Source organism: Arthrobacter sp. AG258, from assembly GCF_004364695.1.
Classification (GTDB): Bacteria; Actinomycetota; Actinomycetes; order Actinomycetales; family Micrococcaceae; genus Arthrobacter.
Genome location: NZ_SOBI01000006.1, coordinates 303,269 through 321,363, shown reverse-complemented (window position 1 = coordinate 321,363; position 18,095 = coordinate 303,269). Strand labels below are relative to the sequence as shown.

At 68.6% G+C, this 18,095-nt stretch carries 15 protein-coding genes; 11 read left to right on the top strand and 4 right to left on the bottom strand.

Annotated features, from left to right (window positions below; translation table 11 throughout):
• Positions 1–39 precede the first annotated feature (39 nt).
• Together DFO47_RS14985 and DFO47_RS14980 are read left to right on the top strand one after the other, a co-directional pair.
• On the top strand, positions 40–858 hold the full coding sequence (locus DFO47_RS14985) for a purine-nucleoside phosphorylase (RefSeq protein ID WP_018762978.1): 819 nt from the start codon (positions 40–42) through the stop codon (positions 856–858).
• Between the two features lie 58 nt (positions 859–916).
• Positions 917–2,659: a phospho-sugar mutase gene (locus DFO47_RS14980; RefSeq protein ID WP_018762977.1), complete on the top strand. Its 1,743-nt coding sequence runs from the start codon at positions 917–919 to the stop codon at positions 2,657–2,659.
• 49 nt (positions 2,660–2,708) lie between these two features.
• Here DFO47_RS14980 and nirD read toward each other — a convergent pair whose 3' ends face one another.
• A complete protein-coding gene (gene nirD, locus DFO47_RS14975) occupies positions 2,709–3,089 on the bottom strand; it encodes a nitrite reductase small subunit NirD (RefSeq protein ID WP_133832166.1) in 381 nt (126 codons plus the stop codon).
• 258 nt (positions 3,090–3,347) lie between these two features.
• Between nirD and nirB the strand changes: the two genes are divergently transcribed.
• The 6 genes from nirB to DFO47_RS14945 all read left to right on the top strand — a co-directional run bounded on the left by nirB (position 3,348) and on the right by DFO47_RS14945 (position 10,470).
• Positions 3,348–5,990 carry a nitrite reductase large subunit NirB gene (nirB, locus tag DFO47_RS14970; RefSeq protein ID WP_133832165.1) on the top strand — a complete coding sequence of 881 codons (2,643 nt, stop codon included), beginning with the start codon at positions 3,348–3,350 and terminating at the stop codon, positions 5,988–5,990.
• Positions 5,991–5,992: 2 nt separating this feature from the next.
• Complete coding sequence (gene cobA / locus DFO47_RS14965; RefSeq protein WP_133832164.1) at positions 5,993–7,024, top strand: uroporphyrinogen-III C-methyltransferase; 1,032 nt, start codon at positions 5,993–5,995, stop codon at positions 7,022–7,024.
• Between the two features lie 14 nt (positions 7,025–7,038).
• A complete protein-coding gene (locus DFO47_RS14960) occupies positions 7,039–8,205 on the top strand; it encodes a uroporphyrinogen-III synthase (RefSeq protein WP_133832163.1) in 1,167 nt (388 codons plus the stop codon).
• Positions 8,206–8,406: 201 nt separating this feature from the next.
• The gene (locus DFO47_RS14955) at positions 8,407–9,300 is read left to right on the top strand and encodes an FAD-dependent oxidoreductase (RefSeq protein ID WP_018762972.1); all 894 of its coding nucleotides are present in this window, start codon (positions 8,407–8,409) and stop codon (positions 9,298–9,300) included.
• Between the two features lie 133 nt (positions 9,301–9,433).
• On the top strand, positions 9,434–10,153 hold the full coding sequence (deoC, locus tag DFO47_RS14950) for a deoxyribose-phosphate aldolase (protein WP_133832162.1): 720 nt from the start codon (positions 9,434–9,436) through the stop codon (positions 10,151–10,153).
• 53 nt (positions 10,154–10,206) lie between these two features.
• The gene (locus tag DFO47_RS14945) at positions 10,207–10,470 is read left to right on the top strand and encodes a hypothetical protein (RefSeq protein WP_018762970.1); all 264 of its coding nucleotides are present in this window, start codon (positions 10,207–10,209) and stop codon (positions 10,468–10,470) included.
• 78 nt (positions 10,471–10,548) lie between these two features.
• Here the strand turns inward: DFO47_RS14945 and DFO47_RS14940 are convergent, their stop codons facing one another.
• Positions 10,549–11,364: a metal-dependent hydrolase gene (locus tag DFO47_RS14940; protein WP_208294411.1), complete on the bottom strand. Its 816-nt coding sequence runs from the start codon at positions 11,362–11,364 to the stop codon at positions 10,549–10,551.
• Positions 11,365–11,367: 3 nt separating this feature from the next.
• Positions 11,368–15,063: a transcription-repair coupling factor gene (gene mfd / locus DFO47_RS14935; protein WP_243835492.1), complete on the bottom strand. Its 3,696-nt coding sequence runs from the start codon at positions 15,061–15,063 to the stop codon at positions 11,368–11,370.
• Between the two features lie 213 nt (positions 15,064–15,276).
• Between mfd and DFO47_RS14930 the strand changes: the two genes are divergently transcribed.
• The 3 genes from DFO47_RS14930 to DFO47_RS14920 are packed head-to-tail and all read left to right on the top strand — an operon-like array spanning position 15,277 to position 17,549.
• Positions 15,277–16,782 carry an SDR family oxidoreductase gene (locus DFO47_RS14930; protein WP_133832160.1) on the top strand — a complete coding sequence of 502 codons (1,506 nt, stop codon included), beginning with the start codon at positions 15,277–15,279 and terminating at the stop codon, positions 16,780–16,782.
• Positions 16,783–16,826: 44 nt separating this feature from the next.
• Entirely contained in the window at positions 16,827–17,324 is a 498-nt protein-coding gene (locus tag DFO47_RS14925; protein WP_018762966.1) for a DUF2505 domain-containing protein, read from the top strand.
• 3 nt (positions 17,325–17,327) lie between these two features.
• Positions 17,328–17,549, top strand: a complete 222-nt coding sequence (locus tag DFO47_RS14920; protein WP_018762965.1) for a hypothetical protein — start codon at positions 17,328–17,330, stop codon at positions 17,547–17,549.
• Between the two features lie 89 nt (positions 17,550–17,638).
• On the opposite strand, the gene sufU is transcribed toward DFO47_RS14920, so the two are convergent.
• Positions 17,639–18,088, bottom strand: coding sequence for a Fe-S cluster assembly sulfur transfer protein SufU (sufU, locus tag DFO47_RS14915; RefSeq protein WP_018762964.1), 450 nt, complete (start codon positions 18,086–18,088; stop codon positions 17,639–17,641).
• Positions 18,089–18,095 lie beyond the last annotated feature (7 nt).

Below are 18,095 nucleotides of genomic sequence, written 5' to 3'. Positions count from 1 at the left end.
GTGATGAGGGCAACAGTGGCGGCAGGATAACTTGTACTGGTGAGTACAACAGACTTCCTGAACACTGACCCGTTTGCCGCCGCCCGGGCCGCCGCTGACTACATCGCCGAGGAGACCGGGGTGGACCGCCACGACGTCGCCCTGGTCCTCGGTTCCGGCTGGGGCGAGGCCGCCGACCTGATCGGCGAGACCACCGCCACCCTCTCCGCAGAGGAGGTCCCCGGCTTCCATGCCCCCGCCGTGGAAGGCCATGTGGGAACCATCCGGTCCGTACTGGCCAAGGACGGAAAACGCGCCCTGGTCCTGGGTGCGCGGACCCACTACTACGAAGGCAGGGGCGTCCGGGCAGTGGTGCACGGGATCCGGGCCGCTGCGGCCGCCGGGTGCAAGACCCTGGTCCTCACCAACGGCTGCGGCGGACTCAACGAGGCGTGGACGCCCGGCACCCCCGTGTTGATCAGCGACCACATCAACCTCACCGCTGCGTCCCCGCTGGAGGGCGCAACGTTCGTGGACCTGACGGACCTGTACTCACCGCGCATCCGTGGACTGGCCCGCGAGGTGGATCCCACCCTGGACGAGGGCATCTACGCCCAGTTCCCCGGCCCGCACTACGAAACCCCGGCTGAAGTGCAGTACGCCAAGCGGATCGGGGCGGACCTGATCGGCATGTCGACGGCACTGGAGGCCATTGCCGGCCGCCACGCCGGAATGGAAGTGTTCGGCATCTCCCTGGTCACCAACCTGGCAGCGGGCATCAGCCCCCAGCCGCTCAGCCACCAGGAAGTCATCGAATCCGGCCAGGCCGCGGGCCCGCGCATCTCCCGGTTGCTGGCTGACATCATCGCCCGGCTCTGAACGCCCCTGACCGCCGGGGTGCGGGCAACGGACCTGCAATGACGATAGCGTTAGGCTCATGACGTCTTCCGATGCCGAACTTCGCCTGCTTGCCGAGGCCCGGGAATGGGCCGCCCTGGATCCGGATCCCGCAACACAAGCATCGCTGCTTGGGCTTGTGGGGCTCGTTGAAGAGGGCGACCCCGCGGCACGGCAGGAGCTGGAAGACAGCTTCCGCGGCACGCTGCAGTTTGGCACGGCGGGCCTGCGCGCCGCCCTCGGACCCGGGCCGAACCGGATGAACCGGGTGGTGGTCCGCCGCGCCGCAGCCGGACTGGCGGCCTTCCTGGTGGACGCCGTGGCCGAAGCTGCGTCCGGCACCCGGCCGCGCGCCGTCGTCGGCTATGACGCCCGGCACAACTCGGATGTCTTCGCGGCCGAAACGGCCGCCATTTTCACCGCTGCCGGCATCGAGACTTTCCTGCTCCCGGCAGCCCTCCCCACTCCCCTGCTGGCCTACGCCGTCCGCGCCCTGGAGTGCGACGGCGGCGTCATGGTCACCGCCAGCCACAACCCGCCGCAGGACAACGGGTACAAGGTCTACCTGGGCCGGCACGCAGTGTCCGCCGACGGCGACGGCGCCCAGATCGTGGCCCCCTACGACGCCCGCATCGCCGCGCGGATCAGCGCCGTGGGCCCCGTCGGCTCCATCGAACTGGCGGACGGCGGGTGGACCGTGCTGGACGGCTCGCTGGCCGCCGACTACCAGCGGGCGATTGCTGCACTGGCCATGCCGGACCGCTTCCCCGCCCGCGACCTGCGGATCGTCCTGACCCCGCTGCACGGCGTGGGTGGCGGGACGGCACTGGAGGTCCTGAACGCGGCAGGTTTCACGGATGTCACCATGGTGGCCGAACAGGCCGAACCGGACCCCGAATTCCCCACCGTCAGCTTCCCCAACCCGGAAGAACCCGGGGCACTCGACCTCGCCCTCGAAGCGGCCGAACGGCTCGACGCCGACCTGGTCATCGCAAACGATCCCGACGCCGACAGGGCTGCCGTCGCCGCCAAGGACCCGGACACCGGCGCCTGGCGGATGCTCCGCGGAGACGAAGTCGGCGCCCTCCTGGGGGCCCACATCGCCGCCCGGCTCGCGGACGCCGGCACCGAAGCGGACCACCAGGGTGTCTTTGCCAACTCGATCGTGTCCTCCCGCCTGCTGGCGCGCGTCGCCGCTGCCGCGGGCTTCGCCCATGAAGTAACCCTGACCGGGTTCAAATGGATCTCCCGGGTTCCCGGCCTCACCTACGGCTACGAGGAAGCGCTGGGTTATTGCGTCGCGCCGGACCTGGTGAAGGACAAGGACGGCATTTCCGCCGCCGTGCTGATCGCCGAACTTGCTGCCGCCGCCAAGGCCGCCGGCAAGACCGTCTTCGACACCCTCGATGAGCTGTACCTCCAGCACGGCCTGCACGCCAGCGACCAGCTGAGCATCCGGGTCGCAGACCTGGGCCTCCTGGACGCCATGATGAACCGGTTGAGGGTTTCGCCGCCGGAATCGTTCGGGCAGTCCGCGGTGGAAGTCTTCACCGACCTGGCAGAGGGAAGCGGCCAGCTGCCGCCCACGGAGGGCCTGCTGTACATCACCAGGGACCTGACCCGCGTGATCATCCGGCCCAGCGGCACGGAGCCCAAGCTCAAGTGCTACCTCGAAGTGATCCACCACGTGGGATCCGCCGCCGAACTGCCGGAGGCGCGCCAGGCGGCGCGTGCCTCCCTGGACGAGGTCCTGCACGACGTCAGCGAGGCACTGGGACTTTAACCGCGGAAAGGGGCGCCGCCTGGCGCCCCTTTCCTGTGTGCGGGAAGTCCTAGAGTTCCACCTCGACGAACCCGTCGGTGATCCGGGTGTTGAAGGCGGCCAGGCGCAGGCCCGGAGTGGTGAAGCATTCACCGGTCTCGAGGTCGTAGACCTCTTTATGCAGCGGCGAGGCGATCGTGGGGCGCGTGCCCTTGGAACCCAGGATGCCGCGGGCCATGACGTGGGCTCCGGTGGCCGGATCCTCATGCGCCACGGCGAAGACTTCGCGTGGACCGGTGCGGAACAGCGCCACCTGGCGGCCGGCAAGCAGCGCTGCCTCGCCCCAGGCGGGCTCAAGGTCCTCCACCGCGCAGACGCGGTGCCAACCGGTCCCGGATCCGGCGGTGTCTGATTCGGCGGCGAGCGCCCCAAGTTCCAGTGTTGCCGTCATGTCCGGCTCCTCTCCTGTGCCTGTCATCCCTGCAAGCGGCTGCTTGTGATGCCGTGTCCAACGCTAGGTTCCGGGTGTTTCAAAGGAGTGCGGTGAATGTGTCCGGCGGGTAAAAGAGACCTCACGCGGCCGGAAATGCGCTCGTGATGCAGAAGTTAAGTTGACGAAACAAAAGGGAAACTGAGGCGAAACTGCCCCTCCCTAGGCTGGGAGCACAAGCTGCAGAGCACCGTCTGCGGCCCATGCGAAAGGCCCACAGTGACCGAACAGACTTCAAGCACCGAGACTCCGCGCCGCATCGTCGTCGCCGGCGGCGGCCCTGCGGCCCACCGTTTCGCGGACGCCATGCATGCCCGCGGCCTCGACGGCTGGGATGTCACGGTCCTCACCGAGGAAGCCCACCTCCCCTACGACCGCGTGGCCCTCTCGAAGGCCCTCACGGACACCGGTGTGGACCTGACGCTGGGAACGACCTCCATGTGGGAGCACGGCTCCTTGACCCTGAAGACCGGCGAGCGCGTCGTGAAGGTCAACGCTGAGGCCAAGACCGTGGAGACGGCCGCCGGCAACACCTACGAATATGACGAACTGGTCGTGGCCACGGGTTCGGACGCCGTCCGCCTGCCCATCCCCGGCGCCGGGCACGCCCACGTCTACCGGACGCTGGAGGACGTGTGGGCCATCAACAAGGCCGTCGCCGACCTCACCGCGAAACTCGGCCGCAAGATCAACGCGGTCACCATTGGCGGCGGGCTCCTGGGACTGGAATCCGCAGCCGGCACGGAACAGCTCGGCGCCACCCCTGTGGTCATCAACGGCGCCCCCTGGCTCATGAACACCCAGCTGGACGAGGGCGCGGGCCAGGCCTTGGGCCGCCTGATCGAAGCCAAGGGCTTCGAGGTCCACGGCGGTGTCTTCCCGTCGGAGATTTTGGCGGACGACGACGGCCAGGTCACCGGAGTGCTGATGGCCGACAACAGGATCATCCCGGCCGACCTGGTCATCGTCGCGGTCGGCGTCAAGCCCCGTGACGAACTCTTCCGCGCCGCCGACGGCGAAGAGCAGCTTTTCAGCCTGGGCCCGCGCGGCGGCGTGGTCATCAACGACTACTGCGCCACCGAAGTCCCCGGCATCTGGGCCATTGGCGAGGTAGCCAACTTCGGGGGCATGTGCCTTGGCCTGGTGGCGCCCGCCAACACCATGGCCGAGATCGTCGCCGACCGGCTGCACGGCGGCGACGCCACGTTCCCCGGCTTCGACACCGCCACCAAGCTGAAACTCTCCGGCGTGGACGTGGCCAGCTTCGGTGACGCTTTTGCCCGCACCGAGCACGCCCTCGAAATCGTCTACGCGGACCCCGCCCGCGGCGTCTACCAGAAGATCGTTACCACGGACGACGCCAAGACCCTCCTGGGCGGCATCTTCGTCGGCGATGCCTCTCCCTACATGAGCCTGCGGCCTCTCCTGGGCCGTGAACTCCCCGCAGAGCCCGGCGCGTTCCTGACCGCGGCCGGCGGCGGCGAAGCTCCCGAAACCGAGCTCCCGGACGACGCCACCCTGTGCTCCTGCAACAACGTCACGGCAGGTACCATCCGCGACGCCATCAACGGCTGCGGCGCCTGCGACGGCAACGCCCCGGTCCAGGAACTGGGCGAACTGAAGGGCTGCACCCGTGCCGGCACCCAGTGCGGTTCGTGCGTGCCCATGCTGAAGAAGCTGCTGGAAACCGAACTCACCAAGTCCGGCGTCGAGGTCTCCAAGGCCCTGTGCGAGCACATCGAACTGTCCCGCCAGGAACTTTTCGACGCCATCCGCGTCCTGGGACTGACCTCCTTCGAGGAGATCATGGCCAAGTACGGCACCGGGGCCGGCTGCGACATCTGCAAGCCCACCATCGCCAACATCCTTGCCAGCCAGAACAGCGCCTACGTGCTGGACGCCGGCCGCGGCACCCTGCAGGACACCAACGACCGCGCCCTGGCCAACATGCAAAAGGATGGCACCTACTCGGTGGTCCCCCGCATCGCCGGCGGGGAGATCACCCCCAGGAAGCTCGGCGTGATCGCCGCCGTCGCCGAAAAGTACGGCCTGTACACCAAGATCACCGGCGGCCAGCGGATCGACATGTTCGGTGCCCGGCTGGAGCAGCTGCCGGAGATCTGGAAGGAACTGGTGGACGCCGGCTTCGAGTCCGGCCAGGCGTACGGCAAGAGCCTGCGCACGGTGAAGTCGTGCGTCGGGTCCACCTGGTGCCGGTTCGGTGTCCAGGACTCGGTGGCCATGGCCATCCAGCTGGAGCTGCGCTACCGCGGCCTGCGCAGCCCGCACAAGCTGAAGATGGGCGTCTCCGGCTGCGCCCGTGAGTGTGCCGAAGCACGCGGCAAGGACGTGGGCGTGATCGCCACCGCCGACGGCTGGAACCTGTACGTCGGCGGCAACGGCGGAGCCACCCCGGCCCACGCCCGGCTGCTGGCCAAGGACCTGGACGACGAAACCCTGATCAAGTACATCGACCGCTACTTCATGTACTACATCCGCACGGCGGACCGCCTGCAGCGCACGGCCCGCTGGCAGGAAGAGCTCGACGGCGGCATCAAGCACGTCGAGGACGTGGTGGTCAAGGACACCCTGGGCATCGCCAACGAACTCGAAGCCGCCATGGCCAAGCACGTGGACACGTACGTGGATGAATGGGCAGACACCCTCAAGGACCCCGAACGCCTCCGCCGGTTCCGCTCCTTCGTCAACGCTCCCGACCAGAAGGACGACTCCATCACCTTCGTCCCGGACGAGCGCGGCCAGATGCGCCCCGCCACCCCGGAGGAAAAAACCAAGGTCCTGATCGGCGCTTCCATCCCGGTCCGCGCCGCCACCACGGAAACCCCTGGAAACGAGGCATAGCCATGCAGCTCAGTATCGACCTCACCGGCCGGCACGTCCTGGTGGCCGGCGCCCCGGATGCCGCGCGGCAGGCGGTGCGGCGGTACGAAGCCGCGGGCGCCGTCGTCCACCGCGTTGGCAGCCCCGAAGAGGCGCGGCTCGTCCACGTGCCGGAGCGGCTGTTCCTGGTCGCCGCCGTCGAGGACGGACAGAACGGCTGGGGCGCTTTCCTGGACCGCTGCCGGAACGCCGGCATCCCGGTCGCTGCCGAGCCCGCCGCCGGCCCGGCCGGACACGTCACCCTGGTGGGCGGCGGCCCCGGCACGGGCGACCTGCTCACCGTGGCGGCGGTCAAGGCGCTCCGGGACGCCGACGTCGTGTTCTACGACCGGCTGGCGCCGTACCAGGAGCTGCCGCGGCTGACCTCCGCGGTGCTGGTGGACGTCGGAAAGAAACCGGGCCACCACAAGGTCAGCCAGTCTGACATTGAAAAGCTGATGGTGGAAAGTGCCCTGGCCGGCAACAACGTGGTGCGCCTCAAGGGCGGGGACCCCTACGTCTTCGGCCGGGGCGGGGAGGAAGTTGCCGCGTGCGTGGCCGCCGGTGTCAAAGTGCACGTCATCTCCGGCGTTACCAGCGCCATCTCGGTCCCGGCCGCGGCAGGCATCCCGGTGACCCACCGCGAGGTCAGCCACATGTTCACCGTGGTCTCCGGGCACGCGCCGCTGACTGAGAAGGAGCACCACCACCTGGCCGGCCTGGGCGGGACCATTGTGGTGCTCATGGGCATTGGCACCCTGCACCAGCTGGCAGCGGGCTTGCGCCGCGCCGGGATGCGCCCGGACATGCCCATGGCCGTGGTGGAGCGGGGCTACCGGCCCGGCCAGCGCACCACCATCGCCGACCTCGGCACCATCACCTCCGCCGCTGCCGGCTGCAGCAACCCGGCAGTGCTGGTCATCGGCGAGGTGGTGCGGGTGGCTGAAGCGAACCGTGACCACGCCGGTGCCGCCGCAGACCTGGACAGGCTGGCGGCCTCGCTGCTGGGATCATGAAAGGATTGACCCCCATGACTGCACTTGCACCGGCTGAACCGGCCCAGGCCGCACCGACGACGCAGGCTGAAGAAACAACAGATGCCGCGGAATCGCCGCTTGAGGGGTTCCGCATCGGCGTCACCTCGGACCGGCGGTCACGCGACCTGATCGAGGCCCTGGAGCGACGGGGTGCCGAAGTGCTGCATGCTCCGGCGCTGAAGATCGCCCCCGTCCAGGAGGACATGCGCCTGATCGAAGACACCAGGGCCATCATCGCCGCCAAACCGGACCTGTGCATCGCCACCACCGCCTACGGCATGCGCCGGTGGTGCGAGGCCGCTGACTCCTTCGGAATCGGCGACGAACTCCTGGAAACGCTGGGAAGCTGCCGGATGTTCGTCCGGGGACCCAAGGCCCGCGGGGCCGTGCGTGCGGCCGGCCTCGCCGACGTCGGGATCAGCAGCGACGAAACCACTGCCACGCTGGTGGACATGCTGCTCACCGAAGGCGTCCGGGGCAAGACCGTCGCCATGCAGCTGCACGGCTACACCGACGTCCGCCAGATCGAACGGCTCCGGATGTCCGGCGCCACGGTCCTGACCGTGACGCCCTACCGCTGGGTCAAGCCCGACGGCGAGGACAAGCTGCCGCGGCTGATCGAGGCCGCCTGCAACGGAAACCTGGATGTCCTCACGTTCACCAGTGCCCCCGCGGTGGACGCGATGTGGAGCACGGCCCACGAGATGGGCCTGTACAAGCAGCTGGTGGAGAGCCTGAAACTGAATGTCACCACCGCGGTGGTAGGTCCCGTCACGGCGCAGCCCCTGCTGGACGCCGGGGTGACCCCGCTGATCCCGGAACGGTTCCGGATGGGAGCCCTCATCCGCCTGGTGTGCGAGCACCTGGCATTGAACCACGTCCGGCGGCTCGACACCCGCTCCGGAAACATCGAGCTCCGGGGCCGCAGCCTCCGCATCGATGGCCGGCAGGTGGAACTGGCCCCCGCGCCGCTGCTGCTCTTGCGGGCGCTGCTCGGTGCCGGGGGCGCGGTCCTGTCCCGCGAGTCCCTTTCGGACCTGCTGGAGCTCCGTGGTTCCGTCCACGCGCTGGACATGACCGTGAGCCGGCTGCGGTCGTCGCTGCCGGACGGCAAGCTCATCGAAACCGTGGTGAAGCGGGGCTACCGGATCCGCGTTTGAGGTCCGGGGGCGGCCGAATGTGTCCGCCGGCTCCCGGATGAGAGGTGCGTCACGGGTTCTGTTACCGGCCGGTAAATACTGGCGAACAGCACCCTCCGAAACAGCAATGGACGGGTAACACAACCGAAAAAGCAGGCCCCTACGCTGGGGTGCATCACGAAGTTCCGGCCGGTTAACGGCCACCAGCGAAAGGGCCAGCACATGTCCGCTCCGGCACCCTCCCCGTCCACCTCCGAGGCAACCCGCATCGTCATCGCCGGGGCCGGACCGGCCGCCCAAGCCCTGGTTGCGCAGCTGGACCGCGCCCGTTTCACCGGAAGCATTACCGTACTGAGCAACCGGGACGACACTCCCGCCGAACTGCTGGAACTGGCCATGCTGCCCCAGGTTTCCGTGCGCTTCGGCCAGCCCGCAAGCCACATCGACGCCGCCAACCGCACCGTGGCCACCGCCGACGGCATGGAGTTCGCCTACGACCAGCTGGTCATCGCCACCGGCTCCGCCCCCGCTGCCAGCCCCGTGGACGGCGCCGCCCAGTGCCTGAGCTACTCCACCATCGACGACGCCCCGCGCATCGCCGAAGGCGTCCAGGAAGTCACCCGTGAACTGGGACGCAGGCCCGTCGGCATCCTCGTCGGCACGGGCGCGGCCGCCGGACAAGCCGAAGCCGTCCTCCGGGCCAAAGGCGTGCGGCCCATCCGCACAACGGCCCGGCCCGCCGCCGTCGTTCCTTCCGTTGTTCCGGGCGGATCCGCTTCCGGCCTGGCCTCCTCCGCCGTCGTCTTCGAGGACGGCAGCAGCATGACCGGAGACCTGGTGGTCCTGGCCGAGGAACGGGTCTCCCGTGACAGCCTCGCCGCCACGGCCGGGGTGCGGACGGCCGCCGGCGGCGGCATCGTGATCAGCCGCGACTTCCGCACGTCGGTCCCCGGCATTTGGGCCATCGGTGATGCTGCGGCGTTCGACGGCGTGCGGCTGGGCCTGCTGGTGGCGGCCGCGTCCGCGGCGGGGGCCTGCGCCACCCAGTTGCTGACCGCCGTTGCCACCGCAGTTCCGTCCGCCGCTCCCGGGCCGGCACTGCAGGTGGCCGCCTGACCGGCCCGGCCGGGGTTGCCCCGCGGCGTCCGCCACCGGGCTGCCGGTGCGGCCCGGGCGCGCTGTGACAAGATGGTTTCAGCAACGAGTCACTGACGCGCCGGGCCCACGAAGCCCCTCGAGAGGACCATCCATGAGCAATGAAGCCACCGTTCACGCAGGCACCGCCACACCGGCCGGTGACGGGAACATCGCCTCCTACATCGACCACACGCTGCTCAAGCCCGAAGCCTCGGAAGCCGAGGTGCTGAAAGTCTGCGCCGAGGCCGCCGAGTACGGGTTCAAGTCGGTCTGCGTCAACCCTGTCTGGGTCAAGACCGTCACCACCGCGCTGAAGGGCTCAGGGGTCCTCACCTGCTCCGTGGTCGGCTTTCCGCTGGGGGCGACCCCCACGGACGTGAAGTCCTTCGAGGCCCGCGGCGCGGTACTGGACGGCGCTGACGAGGTGGATATGGTGATCAACATCGCCGCTGCCCGGGCAGGCGACAAGGGCGCCCTGGCCGATGACATCGCCGCCGTGGCCGAGACCGTGCACGCCGGTGGCGCCATCCTGAAGGTCATCATCGAAACCGCGCTCCTGACCGACGAACAAAAGGTCCTGGCGTGCCAGGCGGCAGTGGAGGCCGGTGCGGACTTCGTCAAGACGTCCACAGGCTTCAACGGTGGCGGCGCCACCGTTGAAGACGTGGCGCTGATGCGCAAGGCCGTGGGCCCGAACGTGGGGGTCAAGGCCTCCGGCGGTGTACGGTCCCTGGCCGACGCTCAGGCTATGATTGCTGCAGGTGCAACACGAATCGGCGCCAGCTCCGGGATTGCCATCGTCAAGGGTGAACAGGGTTCAGCCGCTTACTGACCGGGACCGGACGGCCGCCACAGACCAAGCCCCGCGGGGCCGAGGAGGAACACATGTCCAGCAAGATCAACGCGTCCAGCCGGGACACGACGTCGAACCAGGACATGGTCCGCACCCCGCAGAACGAGAACAACACGGCCACCAGCGCTGTCCTTTTCGTGGTCAGCTTCGCCCTGTTCCTGGGCGCCATCTACTCCCTGTCCTTCCTCAGCCTGGACAACCCCTGGCCGATGGCGGTGTGCCTGGTCCTGTTCGCCCTGGCGTTCTGGATCCCGCAGACCATCCTCGGACGGTCTGACTCCGCAGGCGAGCACTGATCCCCACGCAGACAGCAAAGGACCCCGGACACGCCGTCCGGGGTCCTTTGCTGTCTGCTGCCCGAGGCCTTCCTGCTGCTAGAACCACAGCCTGATCCAAGCCCCCGCAGCGGCGGCCACCGGGCCCCAGTGGTCCCTCGCGATGGCCCAGCCGGCCATGGACATGCCCACCATGGCGTAGGCGCTGACCGGGATCAGCACCAGCCACTCCCGCTTGGATCCCGCCCGTCCCAGCAGGGGCACCGAGAGGGCGCCGTTGGGGCGCCAGACGTTCCGCAGCAGGGGCAGCCGGCGCAGCAGCCGGGGTGGCCTGATGACCAGCGGCCACAGCAGCGGCACTCCCCCGGTGGTGACCAGGTCGCCGACAATATGGACCACCACTCCGATCAGCATCGAGGTGGGCAGCCAGGTCCATTGGTCCGGCGCGAAGAACGTGACCAGGCCGGCCATCGCCAGGGCGAAAATCCAGTTCGAGATGAATCCACTCTTGGGAAAGAGTTTCAGCGCCTTGGCCGCGATGTTGATCAGGAACATGCACAGCAGCCCGGCGCCGACGGACAGGCGGCCCCAGGGGGTGTCCATATGGACCTGAGATGCCAGGCCGGCCAGGAACACGAACAGGGCGGCGCCCACGATGGAATGCGTGCCCTGCCGGTGGCCGCCGCTGGCGTTCTCGATGCCACGCGCGATCACATTGGACAGCGGCGGGAGCGAGTGCGCCACCGTGCTGGAGCGGTGGTCCCAGTCGCACACCAGGGCCGTGCCCGCCGTCGCCATCCCGCCGATGAGGATGCCGGTGGGATCCAGCGGATACCAGCCCAGTGTGTACGGTCCCGTGGACGCAACAGCAACCCACGCCGCGGCTCCCGACGCGGCGTGGTGTCCTCCCATCATCCCCTAACCGACGGTCAGGGGAGCATCGGAGAAGATGTTCCGGATCACGCCGTTGGCCCAGTCGAGGATCTCGGCGTCCTGCAGGTCCCGGCCGCCGATCCGTGCGGTTTTCGGTTTGGGGATGAGGACGGCGTCCAGGGCGGGCTTGGATTGGGCGCCCGGGTACATGCGGTTCAGTCGCATCACCTTGGATTCCGGCAGGGTGGCCGGGGAAAACTTGATGAAGTTGCCCTGCAGCGCGACGTCGGTCAGGCCGGCCTCGCGTGCACCCACCCGGAACCTGGCCACGGCCACGAGGTTCTGCGCCGGGAGCGGCAGTTCGCCGTAACGGTCCACGAGTTCCGCCATGACCTCGTCGATGGCCTCGTTGGTGACCGCGGAGGCGAGCTTCCGGTAGGCCTCCAGGCGCAGCCGCTCGCCGGGGACGTAGTCGTGCGGCAGGTGCGCGTTGACCGGCAGTTCGATCTTCATCTCCGCAGCCTTCTCTTCGGCTTCGCCGCGGAAGTCCGCCACGGCCTCGCCCACCAGGCGGATGTACAGGTCGAAGCCCACCCCCTGGATGTGCCCGGACTGTTCACCGCCCAGCAGGTTGCCGGCGCCACGGATCTCCAGGTCCTTCATGGCCAGCTGCATGCCGGCGCCCAGTTCGTTGTGCGCGGCCACAGCTTTGAGCCGCTCCAGGGCCACCTCGCCCAGCGGCTTTTCCGAGGGGTAGAGGAAGTAGGCGTAGGCGCGCTCCCGGCCACGGCCCACCCGGCCGCGAAGCTGATGCAGCTGGGACAGGCCGTACTTGTCCGCGCCATCGACGATCAGCGTGTTGGCATTGGAGATGTCCAGCCCTGTCTCGATGATGGTGGTGCAGACCAGGACATCGAACCGCTTCTCCCAGAAGTCCACGATGATCTGCTCCAGCCGGCTCTCGGACATCTTGCCGTGCGCCACCTCCACGCGCGCCTCCGGCACCAGTTCGCGGATCTTCGCGGCGGTGCGTTCAATCGTGGAGACCCGGTTGTGGACGAAGAACACCTGTCCCTCGCGCATCAGTTCGCGGCGGATCGCGGCGGAGGTCTGCTTGTCCGTGTACGGGCCCACATAGGTCAGCACCGGGTGCCGTTCCTCCGGCGGGGTGGCCAGGGTGGAGGTTTCCCGGATGCCGGTCAGGGACATCTCCAGGGTTCGCGGAATCGGGGTGGCGCTCATGGCCAGGACGTCCACGTTGGTGCGCATCTTCTTCAGCGCTTCCTTGTGCTCGACGCCGAACCGCTGCTCCTCGTCGACGATCACCAGGCCCAGGTCCTTGAATTCGAAATCCTTGGAGAGCAGCCGGTGCGTGCCGATCACTACGTCCACCGTGCCGTTCTTCACGCCCTCAGCCGTCTCCTTGGCCTCCTTGGCAGCCTGGAACCGGGACAGCGGCTTGACCCGCAGCGGGAAGCCGGAGAACCGTTCGGTGAACGTCTCATAGTGCTGCTGCGCGAGCAGGGTGGTGGGCACCAGCACAGCCACCTGTTTGCCGTCCTGGACGGCCTTGAACGCCGCCCGCACCGCGATCTCGGTCTTGCCGTAGCCGACGTCGCCGGAGACCAGGCGGTCCATGGGGATCTCCCGTTCCATGTCCGCCTTGACCTCGTTGATGGTGGTGAGCTGGTCCGGGGTCTCGACGTATGGGAAGGCCTCCTCCAGTTCCCGCTGCCAGGGCGTATCCGGGGCGAACGCGTGCCCGCGGGAGGCCATCCGGGCCGAGTAGAGCCGGATCAGTTCACCGGCGATTTCCTTGACGGCCTTCCGGGCCTTGGACTTGGTGCTGGCCCAGTCGGCGCCGCCCATCTTGCTCAGGACGGGAGCGTCACCGCCCACGTACCGGGTCACCTGGTCGAGCTGGTCCGTGGGGACGAACAAGCGGTCGCCGGGCGCCCCGCGCTTGGCCGGCGCGTACTCCAGCACCAGGTACTCGCGCACGCCGTCACCGCCGCCGGCCACCTTCCGCTGGATCAGTTCCACGAACCGGCCGATGCCGTGCTGTTCGTGCACCACGTGGTCCCCGGCCACGAGCTGCAGTGGGTCGACGGCATTGCGCCGCTTGGAGGGCATCCGCCGCATGTCCTTGGTTGACCCGGCGGAGGTCCGGCCCAGGAGGTCGGCCTCCGTCAGCAGGCCCAGTTTGAGCCCGTCAAGGACAAACCCGCGGCCGACGGCGGCGGTGGTCACTTCGATGATGCCCGCCTGGGGTTCGTGGTCCAGGCTGTCCACCCGGGCGCACGGAATGTCGGCGTCATGGAAGAGCTCGGCCAGGCGCTGGGCCGGGCCGGGTCCTTCGGTAGCCACCACGATGCGCCACTGGTCGCGGACGTGCGAGCCGATGAACTCCATCATTTCCGCCACATCGCCCTGGTAGCCGCGGGGTTCGCGGGCATGCAGGTTCAGTACGTCGATCTCCGGAAGCAGCTCCGCGTCCTGCGCCAGGGAGGTAATGGACCACCAGGAGACCCCGTGCGCCAGGGCTGAGCCACGGGTTTCAGCCAGCGACCGGAAGCTCGCCGAATGCAGCGCCGCGCTGGCCTGGGAGCTGAGGTCCAGGGGCGCCGTCCCGCCGTCCGATGCCGTGGACCAGGCCGCCTCAAGGAACTCCTCGTTGGTGGCGGCGAGGTCGTGGGCGCGGGTGCGCACCTTCTCGGGTTCGATGACCACCGCGATGGAATCGGCGGGCAACTGGTCCACGAACGGCACCATCGCGTCCACCAGCACCGGGGCCAGGGATTCCATGCCTTCCACGGCGATGCCGCCGGCAATCTTTTCGAGCATGTCCGCCGCGGCCGGCAGCTGGGCCTTCAGCGTGGCGGCGCGGGACATCACGGACGGCGTGATGAGGATTTCCCGGCACGGCGGCGCATGCAGTTCCGCGGGGTGGTGGATGCCCGGGGCAGACAGCGATCGCTGGTCGGCAACGGCGAACCAGCGCATCTGGTCCACTTCGTCCCCGAAGAACTCCACCCGGATGGGGTGGTCCTCGGTGGGCGGAAAGACGTCGATAATGCCACCGCGGACCGCAAATTCGCCCCGGTGCGTCACCATGTCCACGCGGGCGTAGGCAGCGTCCGCGAGGCTCTTCACCACATCGGAAAACGGTACCTCCTGGCCCACTTTCAACGTGACCGGAACCAGGTCCCCCAGGCCGGCCACCACCGGCTGGACCACGGCGCGGACGGGCGCGACGACGACGCGCAGCCGGGCCGTCGTCGAACTTTCCGGATGGGCCAGGCGGCGAAGGACCGAGAGCCGGCGGCCCACGGTATCCGAGCGCGGCGAGAGCCGCTCGTGCGGAAGGGTCTCCCAGCTGGGGAACTCGGCCACGGTGTCCGCCGGCAGGTACGCGCGCAGGGCCGCGGCGAGGTCCTCGGCTTCCCTGCCCGTGGCGGTCACGGCAAGCACAACGCCCGGTTCACCGCTGTCCGCCGCTGCTGCCAGGCCGTCTGCCATCTCCGCCAGCAGCACGGGCCTCAAGCCCGCAGGGGCGCTGATCTGGTAATCCTGTCCACGGACCTCGAAGCCCCGTGCGGCCTCGGCCCGGACCCGGCCGAATGTCCGGTCCGGCTCCAAGGCACGGCGCAGGCCATCCAGCGTGGGGACCGCGCCGGACGTGCCGGCGCGGGTTTTGCCGGTGCTGGACGTGCCGGCGGCGGACTGGCCGGAAAGACTCATGGCAGTAGCTCCTGTGCTGTTCATCAAAATCGCAGGCAACGCGAAAACCCGAAATTCGCTGCGAATCCCGGGGAACTTCCAGCCTACCGCGCGGGACCGACATGGCAGTCCCGCGATTGCGGGCCTAGGCTGGCAGTGCCATCGCCTTCGGCGTCGGAGCAGCCGTCCGGACAAGCCGCCGCTCCGAACCACAAGGGACGAACAGGAGCCAGTATGAGCGAAATGACTGCCCGGCCTACATCAAAGACCGTCCTTGTCACCGGTGCCACCGGGTACATCGGCGGCCGGCTCGTGCCACGGCTGCTGGAAGCGGGCCATACGGTCAAGGTCCTGGTCCGCTCCCCCGACAAGATCGCCGGTGTGCCCTGGCGCACCGAGGTGGACGTGGTGGAAAGCAGCCTTGACGACGGCGACGCCCTCCGCGCAGCCCTTGCCGGCGTCGACGTCTTCTACTACCTGGTGCACTCCATGGCGGCAGGGGCCGGTTTCGAGGCGAAGGAAAAAGCGATGGCCCGGACGGCGGCGGATGCTGCCACGGCGGCGGGCGTCCACCGGATTGTCTACCTGGGCGGCCTGCACCCGAAGGGGGTGGAGCTGTCCACCCACATGCGCTCACGCGAGGCCGTGGGCAAGGTCTTCCTGGACAGCCCGGTGGATTCGATCGTGTACCAGGCGGGCGTGGTGATCGGTTCCGGCTCCGCTTCCTTCGAAATGATCCGGCACCTGTCCGAGACCCTGCCCCTCATGCCCGCACCAAGCTGGGTGCGCAACCGGATCGAAGCCATCGCCGTCCGCGATGTGCTCTATTACCTGGTGGCTGCGGCATCGCTGGAGGGTCCCATCAACCGGACCTTCGACATCGGCTGCCGGCAGGTGCTGACCTACGCCAAGATGATGCAGGAGTACTCAGCCGTGGCCGGCCTGCCTTACCGGGTGGTGTTGGCGCTGCCTGTGCCGGCGCCCAAGCTGGCCGGCATGTGGGTGGCCCTGACAACCCCCATCCCATGGTCCATGGCGGTCCCCCTGGTCCAGTCGTTGCAACATGACGCCGTGTCCAACGAGCACGACATCGACCAGTTCATTCCGCAGCCCGACGGCGGCCTCACGCCCTACCGCACCGCGGTGGCCTTGGCGCTGGGCAAGGAACGGGACGGCCAGGTGGAGACCACGTGGGCGAACGCCGGCGCGGATTCAGACCCGCTGCCCAGCGACCCCGAGTGGGCCGGGCACAAGGTCTACATCGACGAACGGACGTTCCACGGAGACGTGGACCCGGCGCACGTCTGGACCATCATCGAGGGGATCGGCGGCCGCAACGGCTGGTACTCGCTGCCCTTGGCCTGGCAGGTGCGGGGCTGGCTGGATAAATTGACCGGCGGCGCCGGGCTGCTGCGGGGCCGCCGGCACCCGCACTCCTTGGCCGCCGGCGAGGTGGTGGACTGGTGGCGGGTGGAGCGGATCGACCGCGGCAGGCTGCTCCGGCTGCGGGCAGAAATGCGCGCGCCCGGCCGTGCCTGGCTGGAGCTCTCCGTGGAGCCGGACGGCGGAGGCAGCCGGTACCGGCAGCGGGCCATTTTCTTCCCGAAGGGTTTGAGCGGACGGCTCTACTGGCTGGCCGTACTTCCCTTCCACAGCCTGATCTTCCCGGCCATGGCCCGGAACATCACCGCGGCAGCCCAAAAACTGGCCGATGCGGAGCGCGCAGAGGTGACCCCGTAGGATGTTGGAGGCGTAAATCCTTTCCCGACGTCCCAGGAGGACCCATGGCGCTGAGCGCAACCACCACCCTTCCGCACTCCGTTGACAGCGTTGCCGCTGTGCTGGTGAACGAGGATTTCCAGCGCCACGTCAGCCGGCTGGTGGGCGGCGAACTGGAGTCCTTCAAGGTCGACGGCGACACCGCCGGGGCGTTCAGCGCCACGTCGGTGCGGACGTTGCCCACCACCCGGCTGCCCGAGATTGCCCGCAAGTTTGTCGGTGAGCACCTCAAAGTGACCCAGGTGGAAAACTGGGACGCCCCCGCCGCTGATGGCTCCCGCCAGAGCAACATCTCGCTGAAGATCGCCGGCGCCCCGGTGGATGTCACGGCCGTGCAGCGGCTGGTGGCCGACGCCGGTGGAACCCGGGTGGAGCTTGAGGGCGCCGTGAAGTCCTCCGTTCCGTTCCTGGGCGGCAAGATCGCCGATGCCGCCGAGCCCATGGTGGCCAAGGCCTTGAACCTGCAGGCCACGCAGGCGCAGGCCTGGCTGGAAAGCCACTAGTACATGGAGCTGCCCGTTTTCGCTGCGCTGGTCCTGATTGTCGCCGGCGTCTGGTCGCTGGTGGTCTGGCCGCAGTTCCTGCGCCGGGTCATGAACGATCCCCGTGCCCGCGACACTGCCGGCAAGGCCACCAAATTCCTGACCGTGCACGTGGTGCTGGTCAGCATCTCCATGGTGCTGGGACTCGCCACCGCAGTCATCGGCGTCCTGGGACTGCTGGGCTGACCCTTCCGCGCGGCAGCACGGCTCCGGCATGACACAGCCCGGGCCTTCCTCCGGAACGAGGAAGGCCCGGGCTGTTCTCATCCCTGCGGTTATGCCGCCTGGTTGAGCGCGTCCTCCGCCGCCACCCAGGAGATCATGGCGCACTTGACCCGGGCCGCGTAGCGGGCAACCCCCTCGAAGGCAGCGGCGTCCCCCAGCAGTTCGGGATCAGCCTGGACCTTGCCGCGTGAGCGGAGCACCTCGCGGAAGCTCTCGATCACCTGGTGCAGTTCGGCAACGGTCATGCCGTCGGCGAGTTCGGAGAGAACCGACGCCGAGGCCATGGAAATGGAGCAACCGGCTCCGTCCCACGCCACCTGGACCACCTTGCCGTCCTGCACCGCCAGCCGCAGGGTGACTTCGTCTCCGCATACCGGGTTGAGCTGGTGGGACTGGCCTGTTGCCGCGCCGGCCGGGGCATCGGTGGCGGCCAGCCCGCTGCCGTGGCGGGCCTTGGAATGGTCCAGGATGATCTGCTGGTACAACTGGTCGAGGCTCATGGTGTCA

What these genes read in the sequence shown, in the direction of transcription:
- DFO47_RS14920 (WP_018762965.1), top strand. Translation starts at nt 17,328, where the DNA reads ATGGAGCTGCCCGTTTTCGCTGCGCTGGTCCTGATTGTCGCCGGCGTC.
- DFO47_RS14980 (WP_018762977.1), top strand. Translation starts at nt 917, where the DNA reads ATGACGTCTTCCGATGCCGAACTTCGCCTGCTTGCCGAGGCCCGGGAA.
- DFO47_RS14945 (WP_018762970.1), top strand. Translation starts at nt 10,207, where the DNA reads ATGTCCAGCAAGATCAACGCGTCCAGCCGGGACACGACGTCGAACCAG.
- DFO47_RS14960 (WP_133832163.1), top strand. Translation starts at nt 7,039, where the DNA reads ATGACTGCACTTGCACCGGCTGAACCGGCCCAGGCCGCACCGACGACG.
- DFO47_RS14955 (WP_018762972.1), top strand. Translation starts at nt 8,407, where the DNA reads ATGTCCGCTCCGGCACCCTCCCCGTCCACCTCCGAGGCAACCCGCATC.
- deoC (WP_133832162.1), top strand. Translation starts at nt 9,434, where the DNA reads ATGAGCAATGAAGCCACCGTTCACGCAGGCACCGCCACACCGGCCGGT.
- DFO47_RS14930 (WP_133832160.1), top strand. Translation starts at nt 15,277, where the DNA reads ATGAGCGAAATGACTGCCCGGCCTACATCAAAGACCGTCCTTGTCACC.
- cobA (WP_133832164.1), top strand. Translation starts at nt 5,993, where the DNA reads ATGCAGCTCAGTATCGACCTCACCGGCCGGCACGTCCTGGTGGCCGGC.
- DFO47_RS14925 (WP_018762966.1), top strand. Translation starts at nt 16,827, where the DNA reads ATGGCGCTGAGCGCAACCACCACCCTTCCGCACTCCGTTGACAGCGTT.
- sufU (WP_018762964.1), bottom strand. Translation starts at nt 18,088, where the DNA reads ATGAGCCTCGACCAGTTGTACCAGCAGATCATCCTGGACCATTCCAAG.
- DFO47_RS14940 (WP_208294411.1), bottom strand. Translation starts at nt 11,364, where the DNA reads ATGATGGGAGGACACCACGCCGCGTCGGGAGCCGCGGCGTGGGTTGCT.
- nirD (WP_133832166.1), bottom strand. Translation starts at nt 3,089, where the DNA reads ATGACGGCAACACTGGAACTTGGGGCGCTCGCCGCCGAATCAGACACC.
- mfd (WP_243835492.1), bottom strand. Translation starts at nt 15,063, where the DNA reads ATGAGTCTTTCCGGCCAGTCCGCCGCCGGCACGTCCAGCACCGGCAAA.